Genomic DNA, 24456 nt, shown 5'->3' on the forward strand with positions numbered 1-24456 from the left:
GCGTTGTACAACGTAAGCTGGACCGGCTCCCGAATCGCGCCAAGTGGGGCGAAAACGTGCAGTGGCCGCCGTCGGGGCCGCTGCGTGGGCGGCTCGGCGGCGTGTCCGAAATAGTGTGTATTAGGTCAGCAGTGTAGAACGGGAGATGTGACGGCGATGGCTACGGAAACTCCCCAGATCGACGCAAGCCGTGCCGTCCCCGCCCCGGGCGGTCGGCGATGACGGCGCCCGCAGCGCCACGCATCGGCGACCCGGAGCGCGGCACGCTCGACAAGGCCGCGGACGAGAACTTCCCGGTGGCCCCCTTCTTCCTGCCCAGGGCCTGGCGCGACGACCTGATGGCCGTGTACGGCTTCGCCCGGCTCGTCGACGACATCGGCGACGGCGACCTCGCCCCCGGCGGCGCGGACGCCCGGCTGCTCGGCGTGTCGGCCACCGCGGCCGAGGACCGCCTCGCCCTGCTGGACGCCTTCGAGGCCGATCTGCATCGTGTCTTCGATGGATCCGACGACACCCCCCGGCACCCCCTGCTGCGCCGCCTCCAGCCGACCGTCCGCCGCCGCTCGCTCGGCCCCGAGCCCTTCCTCGGCCTGATCGCCGCCAACCGCCAGGACCAGCTCGTCACGCGCTACGAGACCTACGACGACCTCCTCGCCTACTGCGAGTTGTCCGCCAATCCCGTGGGCCGGCTGGTCCTCGCCGTGACCGGCGCCGCCACCCCCGAGCGGATCCGCCGCTCCGACGCGATCTGCACCGCGCTACAGATCGTCGAGCATCTCCAGGACGTGTCCGAGGACCTCGGCCGCGACCGTGTCTATCTGCCCGCCGCGGACATGAAGCGCTTTCACGTCAAGGAATCGGATCTGGCCACGAACACCGCGGGCGCGTCGGTGCGCGCGCTGGTCGCGTACGAAGCCGAACGCGCCCGCGATCTGCTGAATGAAGGCGCCCCCCTGGTGGGTAGCGTTCACGGCAGGCTGAGGCTGCTGCTCGCGGGGTTCGTGGCGGGGGGAAGGGCGGCGATCAAGGCGATCGCCGCCGCCGAGTACGACGTACTTCCCGGCCCGCCCAAGCCCGGCAGGCTCCGACTGCTGCGCGAGGTGGGCGTGACCCTGCGAGGAGAGGGGTGATCCGGGCCGTGGAGCCGTCACCGCACGTGTCCGCGCCGGTACTCGCCGCCTACGGCTACTGCGAGACCGTCACCGGACAGCAGGCCCGTAACTTCGCGTACGGCATCCGGCTGCTGCCCACGCCCAAGCGCCGCGCGATGTCGGCGCTGTACGCCTTCTCGCGCCGCGTCGACGACATCGGCGACGGCGCACTGGACGGCGCGGTCAAGACCGCCAGGCTCGAGGAGACCCGGGCGCTGCTCGCCCGGGTCCGCGCGGGTCAGGTCGAGGAGGACGACACCGACCCCGTCGCGGTCGCCCTCGCGCACACGGCCCGGGCCTTCCCCATCCCGCTGCGCGGCCTGGACGAGCTGATCGACGGCGTGCTGATGGACGTGCGCGGCGAGACCTACGAGACCTGGGACGACCTGAAGGTGTACTGCCGCTGTGTGGCGGGCGCCATCGGGCGGCTCTCGCTCGGCGTGTTCGGTGCCGAGCCGGGGGCGCGCGGCGCCGAGCGCGCGCCGGAGTATGCCGACACGCTCGGGCTCGCACTCCAGCTCACGAACATCCTCCGCGACGTCCGCGAGGACGCCGAGGGCGGCCGCACCTATCTGCCCGCCGACGACCTCGCGAAGTTCGGCTGCTCGGCCGGGTTCGACGGGCCGAAGCCGCCGGAGGGCTCCGACTTCGCGGGTCTCGTGCACTTCGAGGTGCGGCGGGCCCGCGCCCTCTTCGCCGAGGGCTACCGGCTGCTCCCCCTGCTCGACCGGCGCAGCGGCGCCTGTGTCGCCGCCATGGCGGGCATCTACCGCCGTCTCCTCGACCGCATCGAGCGCGACCCCGAGGCCGTGCTGCGCGGCCGGGTCTCGCTGCCCGGGCGGGAGAAGGCCTATGTGGCCGTACGCGGACTGTCGGGCCTGGACGCCCGGCATGTGTCGCGGCGCACCGTCAGGAGGCACCCCTGATGGACGCGACCGGTGACAATATGGGCCAAGGTGATTCCACCGGCGAAAAGCGGCACGCAACCCTCCGGTGCGGCGCGGCGTCCCTGACTGCGACGGCCAGCGGTGCAGAGTTCAAACACCATGGCCGGTCCGCACGGGAGGGCGCAGGATGAACGACGAGCAACTCGCGGGCGCCTCTGGAGCGTCCGGCCCTTCGGGGCGTACCGCCGTCGTCGTCGGGGGAGGGCTCGCCGGGGTGACCGCCGCGCTCGCGCTCGCCGACGCGGGCGTACGCGTCACCCTGCTCGAAGGCCGGCCCCGGCTCGGCGGCCTGGCCTTCTCCTTCCAGCGCGGCGAACTGACCGTGGACAACGGACAGCACGTGTACCTGCGCTGCTGCACCGCCTATCGCTGGTTCCTCGAGCGCATCGAGGGCAGCGCGCTGGCGCCCTTGCAGGATCGTCTCGACGTGCCCGTCGTCGACGTGGCCAGGCCCGAGGGGCGGCGGCTCGGCAGGCTGCGGCGCGACGCGCTGCCCGTGCCCCTGCATCTGGGGCGCAGCCTCGCCACGTATCCGCATCTCTCGCTCGCCGAACGCGCCAGGGTGGGCCGTGCCGCGCTCGCGCTCAAGGGGCTCGACCTCGCCGATCCGCGGCTGGACGCACAGGACTTCGGCAGCTGGCTGACCGCCCACGGTCAGTCGGCACGCGCCGTCGAGGCCCTCTGGGATCTGGTCGGGGTCGCCACCCTCAACGCGGTCGCGGGCGACTCCTCGCTGGGGCTCGCCGCGATGGTGTTCAAGACCGGTCTGCTGTCCGACCCGGGCGCCGCCGACATCGGCTGGGCGCATGTCCCGCTGGGCGAACTGCACGACCGGCTCGCCCGCAAGGCGCTCGACTCCGCGGGCGTGCGTACCGAGGTCCGTACACGCGTCACCTCCCTCTCTCTTGACGGGAACGGGACGTGGAGCGTTCAGGTTCCCGGCGAGACGCTCCGCGCGGACACGGTCGTGCTCGCCGTACCGCACCGCGAGGCGTACGACCTGCTCCCCGACGGGGCGCTCGACGACGCCGAGCGGCTGCTGGAGATCGGTACCGCGCCCATCCTCAACGTGCACGTCGTCTACGACCGCAAGGTGCTCGACAAGCCCTTCTTCGCGGCGCTCGGCACGCCCGTGCAGTGGGTCTTCGACCGCACCGCCGCCTCCGGACTGCGCGAGGGCCAGTACCTCGCCCTGTCCCAGTCCGCGGCGCAGGACGAGATCGACGAACCCGTCGCCGCGCTGCGCGAGCGCTATCTGCCCGAACTCCGGCGGCTGCTGCCGGGCACCCGCGGCGCCGAGGTGCGGGACTTCTTCGTGACCCGGGAGCGCACGGCGACGTTCGCCCCCACCCCCGGCGTCGGGCGCCTTCGGCCCGGCGCCCGCACCAGAGCCCCCGGCCTGTACCTGGCCGGAGCGTGGACCGCCACAGGGTGGCCCGCGACCATGGAGAGTGCGGTCCGCAGCGGTGTGAGCGCGGCGGACGCCGCGCTCAGCGCCCTGGGCCGGCCCCGCCCCCGCCACCTCTTCGAGTTCGAGGAGGCGGCCTGATGCTCGATCAGCACGGCTCGGCACACCCCCGCACCCTCTCCAGCACCGCAACAAGAGGAGAAAACGTGCCCACTGTGCCCCCGGCCACGCCGGCCGCTCGGAGGACCGCGGTGGACGTGACCGCGCTCCTGGAGCGCGGCCGCACCCTGGCCACACCGGTGCTGCGGGCGGCCGTCGACCGTCTGGCACCGCCCATGGACACGGTCGCCGCCTACCACTTCGGCTGGATCGACGCCCACGGCAACCCGACCGACGGCGACGGCGGCAAGGCCGTGCGTCCCGCCCTCGCCGTGCTCTCCGCCGAGGTCGCCGGGGCCGCTCCCGAGGTCGGCGTCCCCGGCGCGGTCGCCGTCGAGCTGGTCCACAACTTCTCGCTCCTGCACGACGACCTGATGGACGGCGACGAGCAGCGCAGGCACCGGGACACCGTCTGGAAGCTGCACGGCCCCGCCCAGGCCATCCTGGTCGGCGACGCCCTGTTCGCCCTCGCGGGCGAGATCCTCCTCGAACTCGGCACGGCCGAGGCGGCCCGGGCGACCCACCGCCTGACCATCGCCACCCGTGGCCTCATCGACGGCCAGGCCCAGGACATCTCCTACGAGCACCGCGACCGGGTCAGCGTCGAGGAGTGCCTGGAGATGGAGGGCAACAAGACCGGGGCCCTGCTGGCCTGTGCCAGTTCCATCGGCGCCGTGCTCGGCGGGGCGGACCAGCGCACCGCCGACGCCCTGGAGAAGTACGGCTACCACCTCGGTCTGGCCTTCCAGGCCGTGGACGACCTGCTCGGCATCTGGGGCGACCCGGAGGCCACCGGCAAGCAGACCTGGAGCGACCTGCGCCAGCGCAAGAAGTCCCTGCCGGTGGTGGCCGCGCTCGCGGCGGGCGGTTCCGCCTCCGAGCGGCTCGGGGAGATCCTCGCCGCCGACGCCAAGAGCAGCGACTTCGAGACCTTCTCCGAGGGGGAGTTCGCGGCCCGCGCCGCACTGATCGAGGAGGCGGGCGGCCGTGACTGGACCGCCGGGGAGGCACGCCGTCAGCACGCGGTCGCCCTGGACGCCCTGAACGCCGTGGACATGCCCGAGCAGGTGCGGGACCAGTTCACGGCGCTCGCCGACTTCGTCGTCGTACGAAAGAGATGATCCCTATCGGTCGAATAGCCCTCGCGTAGTCGCCGGCCGGTGTGCGAGGAGAGAGCACCGGCCGACGGCGGACCCACAGCAGACGCAACGCCATGCACACTGCACGAAGGGGAAGCCATGACAGCGACGACCGACGGAAGCACCGGGGCCCTGCCGCCCCGCGCTGCCGCGGCCAGCGAAACCGACATCACCATCCCCGTGGCGGCCGGGGTACAAGAAGCCGCCACCCGCGCGATGCAGCGCGCCACCGACTTCCTGCTCGCCGGGCAGGACGCCGAGGGCTGGTGGAAGGGCGACCTCGAGACGAACGTCACGATGGACGCCGAGGACCTGCTGCTCCGTCAGTTCCTGGGCATCCACGACGAGGCCACGACCAGGGCCGCCGCGCTCTTCGTCCGCGGCGAGCAGCGCGAGGACGGTACATGGGCCACCTTCTACGGCGGTCCGCCCGACCTCTCCGCCACCGTCGAGGCGTATGTCGCCCTGCGGCTGGCGGGCGACGCCCCCGAGGCGCCCCACATGAGCCGGGCCTCCGGGTGGATCCGCGAGCAGGGGGGCATCGCCGCCGCCCGGGTCTTCACCCGGATCTGGCTGGCCCTGTTCGGCTGGTGGAAGTGGGAGGACCTGCCCGAACTCCCGCCGGAGCTCTTGTTCTTCCCCAAGTGGTTCCCGCTGAGCATCTACAACTTCGGCTGCTGGGCGCGGCAGACGATCGTGCCGCTCACCGTCGTGTCGGCGAAGCGCCCGGTGCGTCCGGCCCCGTTCCCGCTCGACGAGCTGCACGCCGACCCCGCGAACCCCAACCCGGCCAAGCCCCTCGCTCCGGTGAACAGTTGGGACGGGCTGTTCCAGCGGCTCGACAAGGTGGTGCGCGGCTACCGGTCGGTCGCGGTGCGCAGGCTGCGCAAGGCGGCCCTGAACTCCGCCGCCCGCTGGATCATCGAGCGGCAGGAGAACGACGGCGCCTGGGGCGGCATCCAGCCGCCCGCCGTGTACTCGGTGATCGCCCTGCACCTGCTCGGCTACGACCTCCAACACCCGGTGATGCGGGCGGGACTCGAGTCGCTGGATCGATACGCCGTGTGGCGCGAGGACGGCGCGCGGATGATCGAGGCCTGTCAGTCGCCGGTGTGGGACACCTGCCTGGCGACCATCGCGCTCGCCGACGCGGGACTTCCCGCCGACCACCCGCAACTGGTCAAGGCCGCCGACTGGATGCTCGGCGAGCAGGTCGTCCGACCGGGCGACTGGTCGGTGAGCAGGCCCCAACTTCCGCCGGGCGGATGGGCGTTCGAGTTCCACAACGACAACTACCCCGACATCGACGACACCGCGGAGGTCGTCCTCGCGCTGCGCCGGGTCAAGCACCACGACCCGGAGCGGATGGACCGGGCCATCGCGCGCGGGGTGCGCTGGAACCTCGGCATGCAGTCGAAGAACGGGGGCTGGGGCGCCTTCGACGTCGACAACACCAGCCCGTTCCCCAACCGGATGCCCTTCTGCGACTTCGGCGAGGTCATCGACCCGCCGTCCGCCGACGTCACCGCGCACGTCGTCGAGATGCTGGCGGTCGAGGGGCTCTCGCACGACCCGCGCACCCGGCGCGGCATCGAGTGGCTGCTGGCCGAACAGGAGCCGGACGGCTCGTGGTTCGGGCGCTGGGGCGTCAACTACGTCTACGGCACGGGGTCGGTGGTGCCCGCCCTCACCGCGGCGGGCCTGCCCGCGCAGCACCCTGCGATCCGTCGGGCGGTCGGCTGGCTGGAGCGGGTACAGAACGACGACGGCGGCTGGGGCGAGGACCTGCGCTCCTACCAGGACGCCACCCGCTGGAGTGCCCGGGGCGCCTCGACGGCCTCGCAGACGGCCTGGGCGCTGATGGCGCTGCTGGCGGCCGGGGAGAAGGACTCCAAGGCCGTCGAGCGGGGCGTCGCCTGGCTGGCGCAGACCCAGCGGGAGGACGGCTCCTGGGACGAGCCCTACTTCACCGGCACCGGCTTCCCCTGGGACTTCTCGATCAACTACCACCTCTACCGGCAGGTCTTCCCGCTGACCGCGCTCGGCCGGTACGTCCACGGGGAGCCGTTCAGCAAGCAGCCCGCCACGCACGCGGCTTCCACCGAGGCCAAGGGGGGCTGATGAGCACGCAGTCCGTCCCGTCGCCGCTGCTGATCGCCTGCGCCCTCGGCATCGAGCACCTCGCCCTGCGCATGGGCGACCGCGGCGGAGCCGACGGGCCGGTCACCGTCCTGCGGACGGGCATGGGGCCGAAGGCGGCGGAGCGTTCCGTCACCCGCGTCCTGGCCGACCCGGTGTTCGCCGGGGCGGCCGTGCTGGCCACGGGGTTCTGCGCGGGCCTCGCCCCCGGTATGCACCCCGGTGATCTGGTCGTCGCCGAGGAGACCCGCGACCCGCGGGGCAGTGTCCCCTGCGTCGGCACCGAGCTGCTCGTCAAGGAACTCGCCCGCACCCTGCCCGGGCGCACCGTCCACACCGGCCCCCTCACCGGCTCCGACCACGTCGTTCGCGGTCATGAGCGGGCCGATCTGCTGGCGACCGGCGCAATCGCCCTGGACATGGAGTCGGCGGCCACGCTGCTGAGCGCCGTGCGCGCGGAGCCGCGCCCGGTTGCGGCCGTCCGGGTGGTCGTGGACGCTCCTGAACATGAACTTGTCCGGATCGGCACGGTACGCGGTGGAATATCTGCCTTCCGCGTCCTTCGCTCAGTCCTGCCTGCTTTTTTCGAATGGCACCGTAATGTTCTGCTCCCCCGGAGGTGAGCCACATGGCCATGCCACTGCGCCAGTCCATCAAGGTCGCTACATACCTGGCTGAACAGAAGCTCCGCAAGCGGGAGAAGTTTCCGCTCATCGTCGAGCTGGAACCGCTCTTCGCCTGCAATCTCAAGTGCGAGGGCTGCGGCAAGATCCAGCACCCGGCGGGAGTGCTCAAGCAGCGCATGCCGGTCGCCCAGGCCGTGGGCGCGGTGCTGGAGTCGGGTGCGCCGATGGTGTCCATCGCGGGCGGTGAGCCCCTGATGCATCCTCAGATCGACGAGATCGTGCGGCAGTTGGTGGCCAAGAGGAAGTACGTCTTCCTCTGCACCAACGCCATGCTGCTGCGCAAGAAGCTGGACAAGTTCACGCCCTCTCCCTACTTCGCCTTCGCCGTGCACATCGACGGGCTGCGGGAGCGGCACGACGAGTCGGTGGCCAAGGAGGGGGTGTTCGACGAGGCCGTGGCGGCCATCAAGGAGGCCAAGCGGGCGGGCTTCCGGGTGACCACCAACTCGACCTTCTTCAACACCGACACCCCGCAGACCATCATCGAGGTGCTCAACTACCTCAACGACGACCTCAAGGTCGACGAGATGATGATCTCGCCCGCCTACGCCTACGAGAAGGCTCCCGACCAGGAGCACTTCCTCGGCGTGGAGCAGACCCGAGAGCTGTTCAAGAAGGCCTTCTCGGGCGGCAACCGGCGCCGCTGGCGGCTCAACCACTCACCCCTGTTCCTCGACTTCCTCGAGGGCAAGGCCGACTTCCCGTGCACGGCATGGGCGATCCCCAACTACTCGCTGTTCGGCTGGCAGCGGCCCTGCTACCTGATGAGCGACGGGTACGTGCCGACGTACCGCGAGCTGATCGAGGAGACGGACTGGGACAAGTACGGCCGGGGCAAGGACCCGCGCTGCGCCAACTGCATGGCGCACTGCGGCTACGAGCCGACCGCCGTCCTCGCCACCATGGGCTCGCTGAAGGAGTCCCTGCGCGCCCTGCGTGAGACCGTCAACGGAAACCGGGAGTGACGGCGTGACCGCCGTTTCCCTGGGCGTCCCCGGGATGCCGGTCCGGCCGGTGGCGTCGCGACGCGAGTCGCGGCGGATCCAGGTCGGTCCGGTGGCGGTCGGGGGCGGGGCCCCGGTGTCGGTGCAGTCGATGACGACGACGCGTACGTCGGACATCGGCGCCACCCTCCAGCAGATCGCCGAGCTCACCGCGTCCGGCTGCCAGATCGTCCGCGTCGCCTGCCCCACGCAGGACGACGCGGACGCCCTCGCGACGATCGCGCGCAAGTCGCAGATCCCGGTGATCGCGGACATCCACTTCCAGCCGAAGTACGTGTTCGCCGCGATCGAGGCGGGCTGCGCGGCGGTCCGGGTGAACCCCGGCAACATCAAGCAGTTCGACGACAAGGTCAAGGAGATCGCCAAGGCGGCGAGGGAGCACGGCACCCCGATCCGGATCGGGGTGAACGCCGGCTCGCTGGACCGGCGGCTGCTCCAGAAGTACGGCAAGGCGACTCCCGAGGCTCTCGTCGAGTCCGCCCTCTGGGAGGCGTCGCTCTTCGAGGAGCACGGCTTCCGCGACATCAAGATCTCGGTCAAGCACAACGACCCGGTGGTCATGATCGAGGCGTACCGGCAGCTCGCCGCGCAGAGCGACTATCCGCTGCACCTCGGGGTGACCGAGGCGGGTCCGGCGTTCCAGGGCACGATCAAGTCGGCGGTGGCGTTCGGCGCGCTGCTCTCGCAGGGCATCGGCGACACGATCCGGGTGTCGCTGAGCGCGCCGCCGGTCGAGGAGGTGAAGGTCGGCATCCAGATCCTGGAGTCCCTGAACCTCAAGCAGCGTCGGCTGGAGATCGTCTCCTGTCCGTCCTGCGGGCGGGCCCAGGTCGATGTGTACAAGCTGGCCGACGAGGTCACGGAGGGCCTCACGGGCATGGAGGTCCCGTTGCGCGTCGCCGTCATGGGGTGCGTCGTCAACGGCCCCGGCGAGGCGCGGGAGGCGGATCTGGGGGTCGCCTCCGGCAACGGCAAGGGGCAGATCTTCGTGAAGGGCGAGGTCATCAAGACCGTCCCCGAGTCGAAGATCGTGGAGACCCTCATCGAGGAGGCGATGAAGATCGCCGAGCAGATGGAACAGGACGGCGTCGCGGCGGGGGAGCCGGCCGTCACCGTGAGTTGAACAGCACGGACCGAAGGGGGCCCGACGTGACGATCCTGGAGAACATCCGGCAACCACGCGACCTGAAGGCGCTGTCCGAGGCGGAACTCGGTGAACTGTCAGAAGAGATCAGGGAGTTCCTGGTGCACGCGGTCGCCAGGACCGGCGGACACCTGGGGCCCAACCTGGGTGTGGTCGAACTGACCGTCGCGCTCCACCGGGTCTTCGAGTCGCCGGTCGACCGCGTCCTGTGGGACACCGGACACCAGAGCTATGTGCACAAGCTTCTGACCGGGCGTCAGGACTTCTCCAAACTGCGCGGCAAGGGCGGCCTGTCCGGCTACCCCTCCCGTGAGGAGTCCGAGCACGACGTCATCGAGAACAGCCACGCCTCCACCGTCCTCGGCTGGGCCGACGGTCTCGCCAAGGCCCGCCAGGTGCAGGGCGAGAAGGGCCATGTGGTCGCGGTCATCGGCGACGGCGCGCTCACCGGCGGCATGGCCTGGGAGGCGCTGAACAACATCGCGGCCGCCAAGGACCGGCCGCTGATCATCGTCGTCAACGACAACGAGCGCTCGTACGCGCCGACCATCGGCGGACTCGCCAACCACCTGGCGGCCCTGCGCACGACCGACGGCTACGAGAAGGTGCTGGCCTGGGGGAAGGACGTACTGCTGCGCACCCCGGTCGTCGGCCACACGGTCTACGAGTCGCTGCACGGCGCGAAGAAGGGCTTCAAGGACGCGTTCGCGCCGCAGGGCATGTTCGAGGACCTCGGCCTGAAGTACCTCGGCCCCATCGACGGGCACGACATCAAGGCCGTCGAGTCCGCGCTGCGGCGGGCCAAGCGCTTCCACGGGCCGGTGCTGGTGCACTGCCTGACCGAGAAGGGCCGCGGGTACGAGCCCGCCCTCGCGCACGAGGAGGACCACTTCCACACCGTCGGAGCGATGGACCCCCTCACCTGCGAGCCGCTCGCGCCCGCCGGCGGCCCGTCCTGGACGTCCGTCTTCGGCGACGAGATCGTGCGGATCGGCGAGGAACGCGACGACGTGGTGGCGATCACCGCGGCGATGCTGCATCCGGTGGGACTCGGCAGGTTCGCCGAGCGCTTCCCGGACCGCGTGTGGGACGTCGGCATAGCCGAACAGCACGCGGCCGTGAGCGCGGCCGGCCTGGCGACCGGTGGCCTGCACCCCGTCGTCGCCGTCTACGCCACCTTCCTCAACCGGGCCTTCGACCAGCTGCTGATGGACGTGGCCCTGCACCGCTGCGGGGTCACGTTCGTGCTGGACCGGGCCGGCGTCACCGGCGTGGACGGGGCCTCCCACAACGGCATGTGGGACATGTCCGTGCTCCAGGTCGTCCCGGGACTGCGCATCGCGGCCCCCCGCGACGCCGAGCAGCTGCGCGCGCAACTGCGGGAGGCGGTCGCGGTGGACGACGCGCCGACCCTGGTCCGCTTCCCGAAGGAGTCGGTCGGACCGGAGGTGCCGGCCGTCGGCCGGGTGGGCGGCATGGACGTGCTGCACCACGGCGACCGCGCGGAGGTGCTTCTGGTGGCCGTCGGCGTCATGGCGCCGGTGTGCCTCCAGGCCGCCGAGCTGCTGGAGGCCCGGGGCGTCGCCTGCACGGTCGTCGACCCCCGTTGGGTGAAGCCCGTCGACCCGGCCCTGCCCGGCCTCGCCGCCGAGCACCGGCTGGTGGCCGTCGTCGAGGACAACAGCCGTGCCGCCGGTGTCGGATCGGCGGTGGCGCTGGCCCTGGGCGACGCCGACGTCGACGTGCCCGTACGGCGGTTCGGGATCCCGGAGCAGTTCCTCGCGCACGCCAAGCGCGGCGAGGTGCTCGCCGACATCGGCCTCACCCCCGTCGAGGTGGCCGGCCGGATCAGCGCGAGCCTGGCGGCCAGGGATGTCCGGTCCGTCGACGCTCCGGTGACCGGCCCAGTCAAGGAGAAAGCTGAATGACCACGGAGTTCGACCTCGGCGCCCTGCTGGCCGAGCGCGGAGCCGAGCGCTACGAGCTGCACGGCAGATACCTCAACCACCAACTGCCGCGCATGCTGCACACCATCGGCTTCGACAAGGTCTACGAGCGCGGTGAGGGCGCGTACTTCTGGGACGCGGACGGGAACGACTACCTGGACATGCTGGCCGGGTTCGGGGTGATGGGGCTGGGCCGGCACCACCCCGTCGTCCGCAAGGCGCTGCACGACGTCCTCGACGCCCAGCTCGCCGACCTGACCCGCTTCGACTGCCAGCCGCTGCCCGGGCTGCTGGCCGAGAAGCTGCTCGCCCACAGTCCGCACCTGGACCGGGTGTTCTTCGGCAACAGCGGCACCGAGGCGGTGGAGACGGCGCTGAAGTTCGCCCGGTACGCCACCGGCAGGCCGAGGGTCCTGTACTGCGACCACGCCTTCCACGGGCTCACCACGGGCTCGCTGTCGGTGAACGGCGAGTCGGGATTCCGGGACGGGTTCGCGCCCCTGCTGGCCGACACGGCGGTCCCGCTCGGCGATCTCGACGCACTGGCCGGTGAGCTGAGGAAGGGAGACGTCGCCGCCCTGATCGTCGAGCCGATCCAGGGCAAGGGGGTGCACGAGGCGCCGCCCGGCTGTCTGCGGGCCGCGCAGGAGCTGCTGCACCGGCACAAGGCGCTGCTGATCGCGGACGAGGTGCAGACGGGTCTCGGCCGGACCGGCGACTTCTATGCCTACCAGCACGAGGACGGCGTCGAGCCGGACCTGGTGTGCGTGGCCAAGGCGCTGTCCGGGGGCTATGTGCCGGTCGGCGCCACGCTCGGCAAGGACTGGATCTTCAAGAAGGTCTACTCGTCGATGGACCGGGTGCTCGTGCACTCGGCGAGCTTCGGGTCCAACGCGCAGGCCATGGCGGCCGGGCTCGCGGTGCTGTCCGTGCTGGAGAACGAGCAGATCGTGGCCAACGCGCGGGCCACGGGCGACCTGCTCAGGTCCCGGCTGGCGGCGCTGGTCGACAAGTACGAGCTGCTGGCCGACGTCCGCGGCCGGGGTCTGATGATCGGTATCGAGTTCGGCAAGCCCAGGTCGCTGAAGCTGCGCAGCCGGTGGGCCATGCTCCAGGCGGCCCGCAAGGGACTCTTCGCGCAGATGGTGGTGGTACCGCTGCTCCAACGGCACCGGATCCTCACCCAGGTCTCCGGTGACCACCTGGAGGTGATCAAGCTGATCCCGCCGTTGACCGTCGGCGAGCGGGAGGTGGACCGGTTCGTCGACGCCTTCACCGCCGTGATGGACGACGCGCACAGCGGCGGCGGGCTGATGTGGGACTTCGGCAGGACGCTGGTGAAGCAGGCGGTGGCCAACCGCTGAGCGGCCCGGGAGCGCGGGTGGCCAGAAGGGCTGCCCGGGCCTCCGAAGCTAAGCTTTCGCCGCCCCGTTTTCGTCTGCCCTTTTGCCTCTGAGGCAACAAATTTGCCGCAGAGGCAATTCCGGCGTGCAATGGAGCCATGAGCTCGCCCGAGTCCGAGGACCCGGCGGAACAAGCCGGGGCTCTTCCCGCCGTCGCCCCCCAGCTGCGCGCCCTGCGCCGCCGGGCCGCCCTCACCCTGGAGGCCGCGGCCCGCGCCGCCGGGCTGTCGCCCGCCCATCTCTCCCGTCTGGAGACCGGGCAGCGCCAGCCCTCGCTGCCGATGCTGCTCGCGCTCGCCCGCATCTACGGTACGACGGTCTCGGAACTGCTCGGCGAGAGGTCCGCCGACCGGGACGCCGTCGTCCGCGCCGCCGGCATGGAGCCGACCCGCGCGGGCGGCTGGACGTACTGGCAGGCGGGCGCCTCCGGGCGCGGGATGCAGGCCCTGCGGGTCCACGTGCCGTACGGCTCCCAGGGAGACGTCGTGCGCGTGCACCCCGGGGAGGAGTGGCTGCACGTCCTGCGTGGGCGGCTGCGGCTGCGCCTCGGGGACACCACCGAGCTGCTCGGGCCCGGTGACAGCGCGCACTTCGACTCGCTGACCCCGCACCGCATCGCGGCGCAGGACGCCGACGGGGTCGAGCTGCTCTTCGTCCACACCCTGCTTCAGAGCCCCACGGCCACGCTGTGTCTGGGCCCGACCCCTTCGCACATCGGAGAGACGCCATGAAGGACATCGAGGAGAAGTTTCCCCGCACCCTATGGATCCGGCTGATCATCTACATCGCGGTGGGACACGTCTTCGCGGCGTTCCTCTGGCTGCTGTTCGAGGTGGGCGCCAACCAGTAGAGCCCTCGGCGGGCGGTGCGGTCAGTCGAGCAGTCGGTCCCGCAGCCGCTCACGGGTCTCGGGGGAGAGGCCCAGGCCCTCCTCCAGGTAGGCGTCGACGCCGCCCCAGGTCTCCTCGATGGTCTCCACGGCCGCCGCGAGGTACTCCGCGCGCGCGTCGAAGAGGGGACTGAGCAGCTCCATGACCTCGGGGGAGTAGGCCTCGGCGGAGGTGGCGCTGCGGCGCACCCGGTAGCGGCGGTGCTTGGCGTTGGACTCCAGGTAGTCGGCGAGGATCGCCTCGCGCTCCACGCCCAGGGCGAGCAGCGTCACCGCGATGGACAGGCCCGCGCGGTCCTTGCCCGCCGCGCAGTGCATCAGGGCCGGGACGCTGTCCTCGGCGAGGGAGTGCAGCACCCGCGCGTGCTCGGCCGTCCGCTCCTTGATGATCGAGCGGTAGGAGGCGATCATCCGGCCGGCGGCCTTGCCGTCGCCGAGGATCCCGCGCAGCTGGTCGATCTCGCCGTCGCGGACCATCTTCCAGAACTCGGAGCCGTCCGCCGGGTCCGACAGGGGCAGGTTCACATTGCGCACGCCCGGCAGTTCGACGTCCGGGCCCTCCAGCTTCTGGTCCGCGGCGTTGCGGAAGTCGAAGATCGTGTGCAGGCCCAGGTCGGAGAGGAACGCTGCGTCCTCGTCGGTCGCGTGCGCGAGATGGCCGCTGCGGAACAGCACGCCGTGCCGCACCCGCCGGCCGTCGACGGTCGGCAGACCGCCCACGTCCCGAAAGTTGCGCACACCGGCCAGCTCGGGCTCGGTCGACGGGATCTGCTGCGTCACGGGGGCTCCCCTCCCTGTCGGTCTCCGTCGGCGCGGCTCGTGGTGGCCGACGGGACATCTCCACGACGATACGACATGGATTCCCCGGGCAACGGGTTGTCCACAGGGCGGTGCTCCGGACGTCTGCCCAGGTGAAGAGTTGTCCACGGAAAGTTGCCCGGCAGGCCGACCGCATTCGATGATGTTGGTGCTTGATCGCACCTGTTCGAATTAGTGGGGGTTTGATGCCCGAGATCGCCGACAACGGCCGCACCTGGCTCCTTTCGGGGCCGACGAGCAGCTACGCCCTCCACCTCACCGAGGCCGACGAGCTGGTCCACCTGCACTGGGGTCCGGGCATCGCGCTCGCGGACGCCGAGGCGCTCGCCATCCTCCCGCCGTCGGAACGGGGGGCCTCCTTCGAGTCCCCGCTCGACGGCCGGGAGGAGTACCCGGTCGAGGGCGGCCCCCGCTTCGTCCGGCCCGCCCTGTCCGTGCGCACCGACGAGCGGCGCGGCACCGAGTGGTCCTTCGAGGACTTCGAGGCCGACGGCGACGAGCTGCGGCTGCGGTTCCGGGACGCCGGGCTGGCCGTCACCCTGCACTACCGGATGCGGGGCGATGTCGTAGAGCGCTGGACGACCCTGCGCAACGACGGTGAGCGGCCGCTGGAGCTGCTGCGCGCCGACTCCGCCACCTGGACCCTGCCCGAGCGCGACGACTGGCGGCTGTCGCAGCTGCACGGCCGCTGGGCCGCCGAGTCCCGGCTCACCCGGGCCCCCCTCACCTACGGCGAGAAGGTCATCGGCAGCCGCCGCGGCCACACCGGGCACCAGCACCTGCCCTGGGTCGCCCTGGACACCGACGCGACCGAGGAGCGTGGCGAGGTCTACGGCTGCGCCCTCGGCTGGTCGGGTTCCTGGCGGATCGCCGTCGCCCAACTCCCGGACGCGCGCGTGCAGATCACCGGAGGTGCCGGGTACGACGACTCGGGTCTGCTGCGGCTGGCCGCGGGGGAGTCCTTCACCACACCCGTCTTCGCCGGCCTGTGGAGCGACGCCGGCTTCGGCGGGGCGAGCCGCACCTGGCACGCCTACCAGCGCGCGTACGTCGTCCCGGACGCCGAACAGCACCGGCCGGTGCTGTTCAACTCCTGGGAGGCCACCTACTTCGACATCTCCGAGGAGCAGCAGGGCGCGCTCGCCCGGCGGGCCGCCGCGATCGGCGTGGAACTCTTCGTCGTCGACGACGGCTGGTTCGGGGCGCGCACCGGCGACCACGCCGGGCTCGGCGACTGGCGGCCCAACCCCGACCGGTTCCCCAACGGGCTGAAGCCGCTCGCCGACCAGGTGCACGCCCTCGGCATGCAGTTCGGCATCTGGGTCGAACCCGAGATGGTCAACCCGGACAGCGAGCTGTACCGGGCCCACCCCGACTGGGTGCAGTTCCAATCCGGACGAAAGCGGACGGAGTTCCGCAATCAGCTCATGTTGAACCTGGCGCGCGAGGACGTCCAGGAGTACCTCTGGGAGCAGCTCCACGGGCTCCTCTCCAGTGCGCCCGTCGACTATGTGAAGTGGGACTTCAACCGCTGCTTCACCGACGCCGGCTGGCCGGACGACCCCTACCCGCAGCGCCTCTGGGTCGACCACGTCCGGGCCCTGTACGCGCTCCTGGACCGGCTGCGGGCGGCCCACCCCGAAGTCGCCTTCGAGTCCTGCTCCGGCGGTGGCGGGCGCATCGACCTCGGGATCATGAGTCGCACCGACCAGGTGTGGACCTCCGACAACACCGATCCGCTCGACCGGCTCGACATCCAGCACGGCTTCAGCCAGATCCACCCCGCCCGGGTCATGGCGGCCTGGGTCACCGACAGTCCCAACGCCCAGCTCAACGGCCGGGTCAGCTCGCTGCGCTTCCGGTTCGTCAGTGCGATGGCCGGCGTGCTCGGCGTCGGCGGGGACCTCTCCGAGTGGAGCGAGGAGGAGCTCGCCGAGGCGCGTCGGTGGGTGGACCTCTACAAGGAGATCCGGCCCCTCGTGCAGCAGGGCGACCTCTACCGGCTGCGGCCCCCGGCGGGCGGCCTGAGCGCCGTCCAGTATGTGCGCGGTGACGAGAGCGTCGTCCTCGCCTGGCTCCAGGCGCAGCGGTTCGGCGAGCCCGTTCCGGCGCTGCGGCTGCGCGGGCTCGACCCGACAGCATCGTACGAATGCCGCGAAACGGGCGAAGTTCACCGGGGGGCGGTGCTGCTCCACCATGGACTGCGCACCGGACTGCGGGGCGACCTTGATGCGACGGTTATCCGGCTGCGTCGCATCTGAGGTTTCTGTCCGAATTGGATCCTTCGTTCCAACTCGCTCTGGAATAAAGGAACCTGGAGAGCTGTCACGTGAGCAGCGTCATATCCGTGACCGTACGTCGTCCGTCATGTTCACGTAATTCGCATGCTTTTCCAGGGTGCTTGGCGGCAAATGGGCCCCCTGTCTCACGGAGTGTGACCGGGGATTCTCACAGCGGATCAAGAGAAAGGCGTTAACAGCGCAACCTCTGCTTGTCCCTGTGCGTCCTGGTCGCTTACGTTCCACACCAATCCGGACGGACGCCGAATCCTGCCACCGCCCGGAATCCGCACACTCACCCGTATCTGGCAGGAGCGGGGGACCCACAGGTACAACCGCCTGTTCCGGTCTCCGGAACAGGCTTTGGGGTAAAGCCGCGCCTCGGCGCGGCCGGGCATCTCCAGCCCGCACCCGACAGCTCACCTCGCAGGCGCCGGAGAGGAATTCGCCATGCCCGCGAAGGGTAAGCACCGCCGTCCGAAGGCCCACCGCTTCACTCGTTCCATAGCCGTCGCCGGAACGGGCGGCGCCGCGCTCGCCCTTCCGCTCATAGGTGCCGCCGGCGCTCACGCGGCCCCCGCGCAGTCCGTCGCACAGTCGGCTTCCCAGGCCGTTCCGGAAAAGGCCGTGCAGTCCGTCCCGGTGGCGCAGAAGACGGCCACCGCCACGACGGCCAAGACGTACACCGTGCAGTCCGGCGACTACCTGTCGAAGATCGCCGACGAGCAGAACGTCAACGGCGGCTGGCAGAAGCTGTACCAGGACAACCGCCAGGCCGTCGGCAGCGACCCGTCGCTGATCCACCCCGGACTGAAGCTCTCGATCGGCAAGAAGGCCGCGACCGGCAGCACCGGTTCGTCGTTCGGTTCCTCCTCGTCCTCCTCGTCGAAGTCGAAGGCGTCCGGAGCCAAGTCGTCGTCCCCTTCGTCCTCTTCATCCTCGTCGTCCGGTTCGTCCTCCTCGAAGGCGGTCACCCAGGCCGCCGAGAGCGGCACCGGTACCTCCGGCGGTTACACGCTGCCGGTGGCGGGCGCCACCGTCGGCACCGCGTACCACACGGCCGGCAGCATGTGGTCCAGCGGCTACCACACCGGTACCGACTTCGTCGTCCCGACCGGCACCTCCCTCAAGGCCGTGGGCGCGGGCACCGTCGTCTCCGCGGGCTGGGGCGGCGCGTACGGCAACCAGGTCGTCATCAAGCTCGCCGACGGCTACTACGCCCAGTACGCCCACCTGTCCCAGCTCTCCGTCTCGGCCGGCCAGACCGTGACCGCGGGCCAGCAGCTCGGGCTCTCCGGTGCGACCGGCAATGTGACCGGCCCGCACCTGCACTTCGAGATCCGCACCACGCCGGACTACGGCTCCGACGTGGACCCGATCGCCTACCTCCGCTCGCACGGCGTCTCTGTCGGCTGACCCCCTCCGACTCCGACGACCTCCCGCCTGACACGCGGCCGAAGGCCGGACCCCGATCCCCGGGTCCGGCCTTCGGCATGTCCGGGGGGAGCCGGTGGGCCGGTGGGTCGGTGAGTACGGCGAGCCGGTGTTGGAGTTTGCGCGTTCATGATCGTTCTATTGCGTTCTTGTGGCAGCCCTTCTTGTCCCATCGACAGGCGGGACAGAGTGGGGACACAGTGATCTCCGTCAGTGAGCAAGCGCTTTCTATCGCTCCTCGGAGGTCCTGTGTCCGGCGTCGACCGACGCACCGTCATCAAGGGCGCCGCCGCCGCGGCCGCCGCCGCCCCGTTCTCCTGGGCCCTGTCCCGCACCGCCGCTGCGGCCGACGGCGCCGCCGCCGACACCGAGCTGCACTGGCTGGAAGGCGCCGCGCCCGACGTCCACGCCGGTGCCACCTGGGGCGTGCCGTGGGCGCGCGGCGCCTACCGCCCCGAGCAGAAGTTCAGGCTCGCCACGGCCGACGGCGACGACATCCCCGTCCAGAGCTGGGCCACCGCGTACTGGCCCGACGGCTCGGTGAAGTGGACCGGGCACGCCGTCGCGCCGGGCACGCCGAAGGCCGACCGGTTCGTGCTGGGCGCGGGCACGCCGGCCGCCCCCGCCCAGCGGGTGACCGTCACCCGCGGCAGCGGCGGCCGGGTCGAGGTGTCGACCGGAGCGATCACGGCGGTCTTCGCCGCCAAGGGTTCCGACACCGTCGTGCGCGCTGTCAGGCGCGGGTCGACCGAGATCGCCCGCGACGGGCGGCTGGTCGCGCTGCGCCAGGAGTCCGTGCGCGAGGGTGCGGAGGTGCAGAGCTTCGCGGGCCGGGTGGAGAAGGTCGAGGTCGAGCAGGACGGCCCCGTGCGCGCCGTGATCCGGGTCGAGGGCCGGCACCGGCACGGCGGCCGCGGCTGGCTGCCCTTCGTGCTGCGCTTCGCCTTCTTCGCCGGCGCCGAATCCTTCCGCCTGGTGCACACCTTCGTCTGGGACGGCACCCAGGAACCAGGCTCCGACCAGGGGGACTTCCTGCGCGGCCTCGGCGTCCGGTTCACCGTGCCGCTGACCGACCGGCCCTACGACCGGCATGTGCGGTTCGCCGACTCCGGCGGCGGGCTGTTCGCCGAAGCCGTGCAGGGCATCACCGGACTGCGCCGCGACCCGGGCGCCGCGGTGCGCGCCGCGCAGATCGCCGGCGAACGGCTGCCCGACACCACCACCTGGGACACCCGGGTCGCCGACCGGCTGGCGTACCTCCCGCAGTGGGGCGACTTCACCCTCACCCAGCCGACCGCCGACGGGTACCTCGTCCGCAAGCGCACCAAGGCCGGTCACGGCTGGATCCAGGCGGCGGCGGGCGGGCGCGCCGGCGGCTTCGGCTACGTCGGCGGAGCGAGCGGCGGACTCTCCTTCGGCCTCAGGGACTTCTGGCAGCGCCACCCCACCCAGCTGGACGTGCGCGGGGCCGCGACCGCCGCCGCCGAGGTCACCCTGTGGCTCTACGCGCCCGAAGCCCAGCCCCTCGACCTGCGCTTCTACCACGACGGCCTCGGCCAGGACACGTACGACAAGCAGTCCGACGGCGGCCTGGAGATCACCTACGAGGACTACGAACCCGGCTTCGGAACGCCGTACGGTATCGCCCGCACCAGCGAACTCACCTTCTGGGCCCTGGAGAAGACCCCGACGGCCGCCCGCCTGGCCGCCCAGGCCGCGGCGGTGGCCGCCCCGCCGCTGCTCACCGCGGCGCCCGAACGCCTCCACGCCGCGGGTGTCTTCGGGGACTGGGCGCCCGTCGACCGCTCGTCCAAGGCCCGCGCGGTCGTCGAGGACCGCCTCGACGACCTCTTCGCCTACTACCGCGACCAGCGCGAGGACCGCCGCTGGTACGGCTTCCTGGACTACGGCGACGTCCAGCACACCTACGACAACGACCGGCACGTCTGGCGCTACGACGTCGGCGGATACGCCTGGGACAACTCGGAGCTGGGGACCGACCTCTGGCTCTGGTACCACTTCCTGCGCACCGGCTCGGCGGAGGTCTTCCGGTTCGCGGAGGCGATGACCCGGCACACCGGCGAGGTCGACGTCTACCACCTGGGCGAGTGGGCGGGCCTCGGCACCCGCCACGGCGTGCAGCACTACGCCGACAGTGCCAAACAGGTCCGCATCTCCACGGCCGCCAACCGCCGCTTCTACTACTACCTCACCGCCGACGAGCGCACCGGCGACCTGCTGCGCGAACTCGTCGACGTGGAGCTGACGTTCCTCGAGGTGGACCCGCAGCGCAAGGTCCGCACCGACGGCTACACGCCCGGCGACCGGCACGCGCTGTCGGTCGGGTTCGGCACCGACTGGGGCGGTCTTTCGGCGGCGTGGCTCACCGAATGGGAGCGGCGGGGCCCGAACGCCGAGAAGGCCAGGGCCAAACTGGTCAACTCGCTGCGGACGATCGCGGCCCAGCCCAACGGCTTCTTCACGGGCACCGGTCTTCTCGACGCGGACACCGGCAAGTTCGCCGTCACCACCGACACGGCCGTCAGCGTCTCCCACCTCAGCGCCGTCTTCGGACTCGTCGAGTCCAACAGCGAGATCGTGTCGCTGCTCGGCGACGAAGAGCCGGAATTCCGCACCGCCTGGCTGAACTACGCGCAGTACTACAACGCCACCGACGCCCAGAAGAGGCAACTCACGGGCAGCACATGGAAGTCGGCGCTGCCCGCGGCCCACTCGCGCATCACCGCGTACGCGGCGAACCGCAAGGACGACGCCGCGCTGGCCACCCGCGCGTGGAACGAGTTCTTCACCGGCAGCGACACCTACTTCCCGTCCAACGACTGGTCCCGGGTCACGGTCAAGGCTCCCGCGGTGCTGCGCACGACCGAGGAGATCCCGTGGGTCTCCACCAACTCCTCGGCCCAGTGGGCGCTCGCGGCGATCCAGAACCTGGCCCTCGTCGGGGATCGGATCCCGTCGTGAGACGCCTCCTGGTGAGTGCGGCGGCGGCCGTGGGGCTCCTGGCCGGTGCCACTCCGCCCGCTGTCGCGTCCGCCGGCCCGGACCTCGTCCACCCCGACGACCGGCGCATCGCCTACGAGGGGCACTGGAGCCGTACGGCCGAGGCCGCCGCCACCGTCAACTCCGGTTCCCGGCTACGGTTCCGGTTCGCGGGGGACGCCGTCCACGCCCTGTTCGACGTCTCCTCGGTCATCGTGCCCGCACAGATCTACGTGTCCGTCGACGGCGGCCCGAAGCAGCTGTACGCCGTCGACCGCGGCGACCTCCTGATCACGGCGTCCGGACGGGGACCGCATACGGCCGAGCTGTCCGTGAAGGACGTCTTCTCGCGGGTGAACCGGTGGACGCCGCCGTGGGAGACGGGCGTCGTGCTCACCGGGCTCCGGGGCCGCCTGTTGAACCAACGCCCCTTGAAGGTCAAGGAGTTGGCGTTCTACGGCGACTCCATCACCCAGGGCGTCCTGGCGCTCTGCGAGGTCAACACCTCCGACTGCGCCGACGGAACGGCGGCCTACCCCACTCTCGTGGCCGACGCCCTGCACGCCTCGCTCACCCAGGTCGGTTTCGGCCGCCAGGGCGTGATCCAGACGGGGAACGGAGGAGTGCCGGCCGCCGGTGACGCGTACGGCTGGAACCACGCGGACTCCCCGGCGCGGCCGGACCGGAACGCCGCGGTGATCGTCGTCAACCAGGGCACCAACGACACCGCGTACGGTTCGGCCGAGTTCCGTACCGCCTACCGGGCCTACCTCGAACGCCTGCGGGCGGCCGCTCCGCACGCCCGCATCCTCGCCCTGCGCCCCTTCGACGGGTCGCACGCCGCCGACATCTCCGCAGTGGTCGGTGAACTCGCCGACCCACGCGCGGAGTTCGTGGACACGACCGGGTGGCTCTCGGCGGTGGACGGAGACCTCCACGGCGCCGTCCACCCGAGCGTCCAGGGTCACCGCAAGGTGGCCGACCGCCTCATCGCCCTCATCGCCGACCCTGCCGAGGAGCACCAGTGAACGCCGTCCGACGCCGAAGAACCGTCGCCGTCACCGCCGCCGCCCTGCTGGCCGGACTCGTCTCCGCGCCCGCGGGACACGCCACCGAGACCCCGCGCCGGATCGTCGAGAACCTCGACCGCGGCCTGGTCGCCACCCCGTCCGGTGAAGGGACCTTCCTCAGCTGGCGGCTGCTCGGCACCGAATACGCGAGGTACGGCGACGCCATCGCCTTCAACGTCTACAAGAACGGACGCCGGCTCAACCGGGAGCCGATACGCAGGTCGACGACCTATCAGGACAACACCCGAGGGACGGGGACGTACACCGTCCGCGCCGTCGTCGACGGGCATGTGCAGAAGCCGAGTCCGGCGGCTCTGCGCTTCACCGACGGCTACGCCGAGATCCCGCTGGCCGGCGCCGACGGCTACACCGTCCAGCACGCCTGGCCGGGTGACCTCGACGGCGACGGACGCTACGAGCTCGTCGTCAGCCGGCTGTCCGGGACCCGCGACAGGCCCGACCTGCTGGAGGCCTACACGCTCACCGGCGAGCGCCTGTGGCGGGTCGACCTCGGCCCCGGCTCCTACACCCAGGTCGGCGGGAACGGCGCCAACGACCCGGCGCCCGCCGCGATCAGCGGTTCCACGGCGATCGGCGGCTACCGCAACGACGACAACGTCACCGTCTACGACCTCGACTCCGACGGCCGCGCCGAGGTGCTGGCGCACACCGCCGCCGGGACCACCTTCGCCGACGGCGCACAGGTCACCGCCGCCTCGCCCGCGAACCAGTTCGTGTCGGTGATCGACGGAGCGACCGGCACCGAGCGGACCCGGCAGCCCGTCCCCGAAGACTTCGTGGCCGACGGCACCTCCGGCGGCCACTTCGGCATCGCCTACCTCGACGGCGAACACCCCAGCCTGGTCACCAAGTTGGTCACCAGGGCCGGAGCCAAGCGCGGCTCGTTCCGGGTCCTGTTCCAGACCTGGGACTTCAACGGCACGGACCTCACCCGCCGTTGGAAGTACGTGGTGGATCCGACGACCGGCGCGACCGGCTTCCACCAGATCCGCACCGTCGACGTCGACGGGGACGGCAGGGACGAGATCGCCGACGGCAACTACGTCGTGAACAGCGACGGCACGCTGCGCTACGTCGTCGACCGGGCCATCCACGGCGACCGCTTCGACATCGCCGACCTCGACCCCGACCGGCCCGGCCTGGAGGGCTTCGCCATCCAGCAGTCCGAGCTGGGCATCGTCTCCGCCTTCCCCTGGTACTACTACGACGCCGACACCGGCGAGCGGCTGGTGACCGGCTCGCACCCGACGAGCCCGGTGAGCGACGCCGACCTCGACACCGGCCGCGGGAACGCCGCGGACATCGACCCGGACCACCGCGGCTACGAGTACTGGACGTCCACCGCCGACGTGACCCGGCCCGGCGCGGGCGTCTTCAACGTCCGGAACGGCAAGGTCTCCACCACCACCCCCAGCGTCAACTTCCGTATCTGGTGGGACGGTGACAAGGCGTCGGAACTGCTCGACTTCACCCGCGTCGAGAAGTGGGACCCGGCGACCGAGAGCAGCGCGACGGTCTTCGACCCGGCGGGTGTCGTCTCCGGTGCCCGCAACGCCACCCCGTTCTACGGCGACCTCGTCGGCGACTGGCGCGAGGAGATCCTCGCCGAGACCGCCGACCACACCGCCCTGCGCCTCTGCACCACCACCGTGCCGACCGGCACCCGCGTCTACACCCTCGCCCAGAACCCCGCGTACCGCCTCGGCTGGACCGTACGCGGCTACCTCCAGTCCACGTACACCGACTACTACCTCGGCACCGAGACCCGCCGCGTCCCCGAGCCGCACCTCACCACCCCCGCCCACTGAAGGAGCCGAC

Annotated in this window: 19 protein-coding genes and 1 riboswitch; of the genes, 18 read left to right on the forward strand and 1 reads right to left on the reverse strand. The window is 71.3% G+C overall.

What is annotated here, in order from left to right:
* The first annotated feature begins 218 nt into the window (after positions 1-218).
* From hpnC to G9272_RS37810, 13 genes are all read left to right on the forward strand, one after another.
* Positions 219-1130 (forward strand): squalene synthase HpnC, encoded by a 912-nt coding sequence (gene hpnC, locus G9272_RS37755; RefSeq protein WP_171400709.1) that lies wholly within the window; start codon positions 219-221, stop codon positions 1128-1130.
* Positions 1127-2077: a presqualene diphosphate synthase HpnD gene (hpnD, locus tag G9272_RS37760; protein ID WP_171400710.1), complete on the forward strand. Its 951-nt coding sequence runs from the start codon at positions 1127-1129 to the stop codon at positions 2075-2077. Before hpnC ends, hpnD begins: the two co-directional genes overlap by 4 nt.
* Before the next feature lie 20 nt (positions 2078-2097).
* Positions 2098-2229: a DUF6380 family protein gene (locus G9272_RS46265; RefSeq protein ID WP_367398586.1), complete on the forward strand. Its 132-nt coding sequence runs from the start codon at positions 2098-2100 to the stop codon at positions 2227-2229.
* Positions 2226-3647 (forward strand): hydroxysqualene dehydroxylase HpnE, encoded by a 1422-nt coding sequence (hpnE, locus tag G9272_RS37765; RefSeq protein WP_171400711.1) that lies wholly within the window; start codon positions 2226-2228, stop codon positions 3645-3647. The genes G9272_RS46265 and hpnE overlap by 4 nt, the downstream gene beginning before the upstream one ends.
* A 110-nt stretch (positions 3648-3757) precedes the next feature.
* Positions 3758-4786 (forward strand): polyprenyl synthetase family protein, encoded by a 1029-nt coding sequence (locus G9272_RS37770; RefSeq protein ID WP_171402347.1) that lies wholly within the window; start codon positions 3758-3760, stop codon positions 4784-4786.
* Between the two features lie 117 nt (positions 4787-4903).
* Positions 4904-6925, forward strand: coding sequence for a squalene--hopene cyclase (shc, locus tag G9272_RS37775; protein WP_171400712.1), 2022 nt, complete (start codon positions 4904-4906; stop codon positions 6923-6925).
* Positions 6925-7566, forward strand: coding sequence for a phosphorylase family protein (locus G9272_RS37780; protein ID WP_171400713.1), 642 nt, complete (start codon positions 6925-6927; stop codon positions 7564-7566). Before shc ends, G9272_RS37780 begins: the two co-directional genes overlap by 1 nt.
* A 5-nt stretch (positions 7567-7571) precedes the next feature.
* Positions 7572-8594, forward strand: a complete 1023-nt coding sequence (gene hpnH, locus G9272_RS37785) for an adenosyl-hopene transferase HpnH (RefSeq protein ID WP_171400714.1) — start codon at positions 7572-7574, stop codon at positions 8592-8594.
* Positions 8595-8598: 4 nt separating this feature from the next.
* Complete coding sequence (ispG, locus tag G9272_RS37790; RefSeq protein WP_171400715.1) at positions 8599-9756, forward strand: flavodoxin-dependent (E)-4-hydroxy-3-methylbut-2-enyl-diphosphate synthase; 1158 nt, start codon at positions 8599-8601, stop codon at positions 9754-9756.
* Positions 9757-9782: 26 nt separating this feature from the next.
* Complete coding sequence (gene dxs, locus G9272_RS37795) at positions 9783-11705, forward strand: 1-deoxy-D-xylulose-5-phosphate synthase (RefSeq protein ID WP_171400716.1); 1923 nt, start codon at positions 9783-9785, stop codon at positions 11703-11705.
* Entirely contained in the window at positions 11702-13087 is a 1386-nt protein-coding gene (locus G9272_RS37800) for an aspartate aminotransferase family protein (RefSeq protein WP_171400717.1), read from the forward strand. The genes dxs and G9272_RS37800 overlap by 4 nt, the downstream gene beginning before the upstream one ends.
* Before the next feature lie 137 nt (positions 13088-13224).
* A complete protein-coding gene (locus G9272_RS37805; protein WP_171400718.1) occupies positions 13225-13857 on the forward strand; it encodes a helix-turn-helix domain-containing protein in 633 nt (210 codons plus the stop codon).
* A complete protein-coding gene (locus tag G9272_RS37810) occupies positions 13854-13976 on the forward strand; it encodes a DUF6126 family protein (RefSeq protein WP_020129477.1) in 123 nt (40 codons plus the stop codon). The genes G9272_RS37805 and G9272_RS37810 overlap by 4 nt, the downstream gene beginning before the upstream one ends.
* Positions 13977-13997: 21 nt before the next feature.
* Here G9272_RS37810 and G9272_RS37815 read toward each other — a convergent pair whose 3' ends face one another.
* Positions 13998-14795 carry a tyrosine-protein phosphatase gene (locus G9272_RS37815; protein WP_171400719.1) on the reverse strand — a complete coding sequence of 266 codons (798 nt, stop codon included), beginning with the start codon at positions 14793-14795 and terminating at the stop codon, positions 13998-14000.
* Between the two features lie 224 nt (positions 14796-15019).
* Between G9272_RS37815 and G9272_RS37820 the strand changes: the two genes are divergently transcribed.
* From G9272_RS37820 to G9272_RS37840, 5 genes are all read left to right on the forward strand, one after another.
* Positions 15020-17095: an alpha-galactosidase gene (locus tag G9272_RS37820; RefSeq protein WP_171400720.1), complete on the forward strand. Its 2076-nt coding sequence runs from the start codon at positions 15020-15022 to the stop codon at positions 17093-17095.
* A 304-nt stretch (positions 17096-17399) separates the two neighbouring features.
* Positions 17400-17559, forward strand: a riboswitch (cyclic di-AMP (ydaO/yuaA leader).
* A gap of 4 nt (positions 17560-17563) precedes the next feature.
* Positions 17564-18529 carry a LysM peptidoglycan-binding domain-containing M23 family metallopeptidase gene (locus G9272_RS37825; protein ID WP_171400721.1) on the forward strand — a complete coding sequence of 322 codons (966 nt, stop codon included), beginning with the start codon at positions 17564-17566 and terminating at the stop codon, positions 18527-18529.
* Positions 18530-18796: 267 nt separating this feature from the next.
* Positions 18797-21529: a Tat pathway signal sequence domain protein gene (locus G9272_RS37830; RefSeq protein WP_171400722.1), complete on the forward strand. Its 2733-nt coding sequence runs from the start codon at positions 18797-18799 to the stop codon at positions 21527-21529.
* Positions 21526-22575, forward strand: a complete 1050-nt coding sequence (locus G9272_RS37835) for a GDSL-type esterase/lipase family protein (RefSeq protein WP_171400723.1) — start codon at positions 21526-21528, stop codon at positions 22573-22575. Before G9272_RS37830 ends, G9272_RS37835 begins: the two co-directional genes overlap by 4 nt.
* Positions 22572-24446: a hypothetical protein gene (locus tag G9272_RS37840; protein WP_171400724.1), complete on the forward strand. Its 1875-nt coding sequence runs from the start codon at positions 22572-22574 to the stop codon at positions 24444-24446. Before G9272_RS37835 ends, G9272_RS37840 begins: the two co-directional genes overlap by 4 nt.
* Positions 24447-24456 lie beyond the last annotated feature (10 nt).

It is taken from the genome of Streptomyces asoensis (assembly GCF_013085465.1).
GTDB lineage: Bacteria > Actinomycetota > Actinomycetes > Streptomycetales > Streptomycetaceae > Streptomyces > Streptomyces cacaoi_A.

Excerpts from the sequence above, each read along its gene's own strand:
- hpnC (WP_171400709.1), top strand. The coding sequence starts at position 219 with ATGACGGCGCCCGCAGCGCCACGCATCGGCGACCCGGAGCGCGGCACG.
- G9272_RS46265 (WP_367398586.1), top strand. The coding sequence starts at position 2,098 with ATGGGCCAAGGTGATTCCACCGGCGAAAAGCGGCACGCAACCCTCCGG.
- hpnE (WP_171400711.1), top strand. The coding sequence starts at position 2,226 with ATGAACGACGAGCAACTCGCGGGCGCCTCTGGAGCGTCCGGCCCTTCG.
- shc (WP_171400712.1), top strand. The coding sequence starts at position 4,904 with ATGACAGCGACGACCGACGGAAGCACCGGGGCCCTGCCGCCCCGCGCT.
- G9272_RS37780 (WP_171400713.1), top strand. The coding sequence starts at position 6,925 with ATGAGCACGCAGTCCGTCCCGTCGCCGCTGCTGATCGCCTGCGCCCTC.
- hpnH (WP_171400714.1), top strand. The coding sequence starts at position 7,572 with ATGGCCATGCCACTGCGCCAGTCCATCAAGGTCGCTACATACCTGGCT.
- G9272_RS37800 (WP_171400717.1), top strand. The coding sequence starts at position 11,702 with ATGACCACGGAGTTCGACCTCGGCGCCCTGCTGGCCGAGCGCGGAGCC.
- G9272_RS37805 (WP_171400718.1), top strand. The coding sequence starts at position 13,225 with ATGAGCTCGCCCGAGTCCGAGGACCCGGCGGAACAAGCCGGGGCTCTT.
- G9272_RS37810 (WP_020129477.1), top strand. The coding sequence starts at position 13,854 with ATGAAGGACATCGAGGAGAAGTTTCCCCGCACCCTATGGATCCGGCTG.
- G9272_RS37820 (WP_171400720.1), top strand. The coding sequence starts at position 15,020 with ATGCCCGAGATCGCCGACAACGGCCGCACCTGGCTCCTTTCGGGGCCG.
- G9272_RS37825 (WP_171400721.1), top strand. The coding sequence starts at position 17,564 with ATGCCCGCGAAGGGTAAGCACCGCCGTCCGAAGGCCCACCGCTTCACT.